The following is a 3,614-nucleotide window of genomic DNA, read 5'->3' as shown; positions in this document are numbered from 1 at the left end:
GAAGGTGAAGCGAAAGAGCAGCGCCAGTCTTTCGGGAGCTTGAAATGGGGCGTCTTATTTGTGCTGTTTATAATTTATAGCTTATTGGCGATCCCATTTAAGTCTTACTTGCAGCCGGTGGTCGTCATGGCGGTGATTCCTTTTGGCGCAATCGGAGCCATTGCCGGGCACTGGATTATAGGGATGGACCTGACGCTAATTAGCTTGCTGGGAATGTTGGCGCTTACGGGAATTGTCGTGAACGATAGCTTGGTTCTGGTGGATTTTGTTAACAAGCGCCGCAAGGAAGGCAGGGACTTATTGCTAACAGTTAGCGGTGCAGCTGCTGCACGATTCCGCCCAGTTATTCTTACCTCTTTGACCACCTTCTTTGGTTTGATGCCATTGCTGTTTGAACAGTCAACCCAGGCTCAGTTTCTGATTCCGATGGCGGTCTCTTTAGGCTTTGGTATTGTTTTCGCTACCTTAATTACCCTAGTGCTGGTGCCGGTAAATTATTTGGTGATTGCCGATATACAGAGACTGTTTCGCAAGCAAGCACTTAGCGACTAAACTGGCAGTAGCGGTGTGCCAGGCTAATCATGGCTTGATCTTCCGTCTCGAGTATAAGTTCTTTATCTTCGATATAAGAGAGTGCCTGCCCACTCAGCTGATTGCTACTTTGGCTCTGTTCCAGGTAGCAATATTGTTCAGAGGGAGTTTGTAGGTCATCTGGCTCGTAAGTCTTACCTGTTACCACATATTCACCTGTCGATATAAGTGTGCGGTGAAACACGGTAAAGGAGGTATCAATAAAGGCTTTGTCTGGATTGTTATTTGAATCTTGAGCCTCAGAGATAATCTTTAGGGCATCGCTAGTCTTTCGGTCTGAGGCGGACTTGAGTATCGATTCGGTATAGGTGATATCGCTGCTGAAAAAGCTGCCTGAGCTTGAGAGCAACCACCAGATAGCCGTAGCTGTTAGGGCAAGCACGCAGAGGCTGACGGTGATGTGCATGGCCATCAGTGTGCGACGAGAGCTCTGCTGGAACTGATAAAGAGAGGAGAGCTCCAGTTGTTTATCCACTTGGGTATCTATAGCACGATTCATCGCATCGAAGTTGTGCGAGACGGACTCGTATTGCTCAGACTCTTTATCGCCTGTTGTTTGTTCACTTGCTTGCTTAGCCATCACTATGCCCGTTATTAGGCTTGGTTTCATCACGGCCTTTAGTATTGTTTTCCTTTAGGTCTTGCTCATCAAAGCTGTGATTCTCGGCAAGTTTGAGTAGCGACTTATCCTCCGTATACAAAGGTACGTGTACGATTTCCTTTTTGATGATCTCGACAGGAACTTCAACCTTAACCACTTTCTCGACAGGCACTTCTTTGATGACTTCGGTGGCGACTTCTTTTATCACGGGGCGGCGCTGCACTTGTCTCCAGTAGATGATAAGGCGGCGGGCGCTATTGAAAGCTTTCTTGGTAATTGAAGGGATGCTGTCTCGATCTGCTTTATAGTCTGCAATTGATGGGTCTCGAATAACGTAGGATGCAAAGGCCAATAAGATGCCAGTCACGGCAATAAGCAAAGCAAGGCTACCAAACCATAGTGTTGCAATGGTCATCACATCCTTTCTGCCCAGGTCAGCTGCAGACTCTTTGTTATACCACCATTGAGCCATGCGGTAGACTTGGTTGTCGCCAACTTTCAGGTTGACCAGATTACGCAGTTCAACGCGCTGTTTGCTCTTGTCAAAGATAGTCTGATCGAGTTCTTTAATAATGGCATCATTTTCAGAAAGCTGTTTGAATTCCTTTTCTCGTATTTGCTCATTCTCGCCTTGCTGTTCTTGGAATTTCTTTTCGACACGTGCCAATTCCTTCATATGAGTTTGAATGACCGATTCGATATCTTTTTCGCGGGCTCCTAGACTCTTGCTGAGCTTCAGTGATAGCGCCTGAATTTTTTGGTTTAGCGTATCTTCTCGTGCCTGATAGCGATCTTTGACGGCCTCGATATCCTGGTTATAAGTGGCTCGGAGTGTCTTTTGTTTGTCTGAGTCACTGAGTTTATTCAGTGCAAGGCGTAGGTCTTCAACCTTCTTCTCTTGCGTTTCGACGAGAGCATTCTGTTCTTTCTTAACTGAGTTTTCAGAGAAGAAGCCTGCATCAGCGATTTTCTTCTCTCGCTTCACTCGAAGCTCTTTTAGATAGGCTTGTTCATTGGCAAGCTGTTGTTGAAGGCTTCGGCGTTGAGTGTCTAGCTCACTGCTGGCATTGAGCGTCATTTGTCGTGAAGCCTCAATCAGTGCATCCAGTTCCTTCTGACGGTCAGCGCGTAAAGCTTTGAGCTGCTCGCGTCTATCTTCAATTTGCGCAGATAGGCCTTTGATATATTCATTTTGAGTTGCAGCGCGTAAGCCCTGAATGCGGTCCTGAATTACTTCTGCTTGGCGAGAACGCTCTTCTGATATGATGGCATGACGCTGGCTGTATTCGGCTTCAATTTGCGAAGAGCTTAAGCTTGCCAGACGAGTGCGCCGTATTTCGAGTGGTTCAATTTCCTCTTCGACGGCTACCAGTTCTTTCTTGTGCTTGTCGATTGAAAAAATCAGGGCATGAAAATTTCTTTCAAAACCGTTGAGTGCTGACTCAAAGGTAATAAAAGCTAGAAAGACCAGGGAGGTACCGAAGATAAACTTCCATTTGCTATTACTGGTTTTATAGGTCGCCGCAACAAAAGGAATTTTGGTGATTTCGACAATCGCGACCATCAAAAAAGGCATCATGGCGATAAACACATTGGTGTAATCGCCAAAGCCCAAACCCTGAGGGCGATTATTTTCTATCTCGGTGAACGAACTGATGCCTTGCATAATGGAGATGGCAAAGCCGATAATCACGGCGCATATCTCAACCGCCCAGGCAAAGAATATTAGCTTTTTGCCAATGCTCTCGCGTTCCGGGTTTATCGTTAAAGAGGGTGCTTGAACCGGCTCAATTGAACTGGTAACGGTTTGAGCTTGGCCGTTTGTCATGCCTTTGGGTTTCCGTTATTGTTATTTTTTCGATTGTTTGTGTATGTTATCGAAGTTTTACGCTTAAGCTACTTCGTTCACACTATCTTCTAATAGTGAGTTAATTCGCTATCTAAATCAGTGACTCAGGTATGAAAAATAGTATTGTTCTCGCTAGTTTGCTTTTTCTGCTTCTTACTAGTGCCTGTACTACCCGGCAATTGGCGGAAGTATCTCCTCTTGAAGAAGATGTGTCAAAGCTTGAGAAGCTTAGTCCTGAAGAGAAGCAGAGCAAAGAGAATGAGACAGCGGAAAAGAAAGCCAAAAAAGAAAGTCAGGCCGCTACTAAGCAGATAGAGCCAGAATCACCTTTGCAAAAACAAGCTGAAAAGGCATCCCAAAAAAAGCTCGGGCAGCCTTCCGATAAAACACAGGCTAAGCAAAAAGAGAGGCAAACTTCGCAGAAGTCGGTGGAAGCTTTGGAGCAAGAGTATTCAACTGAGCTTTCAAGTATGCGCTCAAGGGATGAGTTGGAGAAGAGTAGCGATAAGGCTTCGAAGAATACATACTCTCCTATGAAAGATAGTGCAGCGGCTTCGGCTAAAGAAGATCAAC

4 protein-coding genes are annotated in these 3,614 nt (G+C 45.6%); 2 read left to right on the top strand and 2 right to left on the bottom strand.

What is annotated here, in order from left to right; all coding sequences use genetic code 11:
- Positions 1-552, top strand: a 552-nt coding sequence (locus A3735_RS24935; RefSeq protein ID WP_197486032.1) for an efflux RND transporter permease subunit, incomplete at its 5' end; no start/stop codon positions are given.
- Here A3735_RS24935 and A3735_RS24930 read toward each other — a convergent pair.
- Positions 542-1,171, bottom strand: coding sequence for a hypothetical protein (locus tag A3735_RS24930; protein WP_068513486.1), 630 nt, complete (start codon positions 1,169-1,171; stop codon positions 542-544). The genes A3735_RS24935 and A3735_RS24930 overlap by 11 nt on opposite strands.
- The gene (locus A3735_RS24925) at positions 1,164-3,020 is read right to left on the bottom strand and encodes a hypothetical protein (RefSeq protein WP_068513489.1); all 1,857 of its coding nucleotides are present in this window, start codon (positions 3,018-3,020) and stop codon (positions 1,164-1,166) included. The genes A3735_RS24930 and A3735_RS24925 overlap by 8 nt, the downstream gene beginning before the upstream one ends.
- A gap of 131 nt (positions 3,021-3,151) precedes the next feature.
- Between A3735_RS24925 and A3735_RS24920 the strand changes: the two genes are divergently transcribed.
- Positions 3,152-3,614, top strand: a 463-nt coding sequence (locus tag A3735_RS24920) for a hypothetical protein (protein ID WP_156499910.1), incomplete at its 3' end; no start/stop codon positions are given.

It is taken from the genome of Oleiphilus sp. HI0061 (assembly GCF_001635675.1).
This window is presented reverse-complemented; position numbering and strand designations above follow the sequence as displayed.

What these genes read in the sequence shown, in the direction of transcription:
- A3735_RS24930 (WP_068513486.1), bottom strand. Translation starts at nt 1,171, where the DNA reads ATGGCTAAGCAAGCAAGTGAACAAACAACAGGCGATAAAGAGTCTGAG.
- A3735_RS24925 (WP_068513489.1), bottom strand. Translation starts at nt 3,020, where the DNA reads ATGACAAACGGCCAAGCTCAAACCGTTACCAGTTCAATTGAGCCGGTT.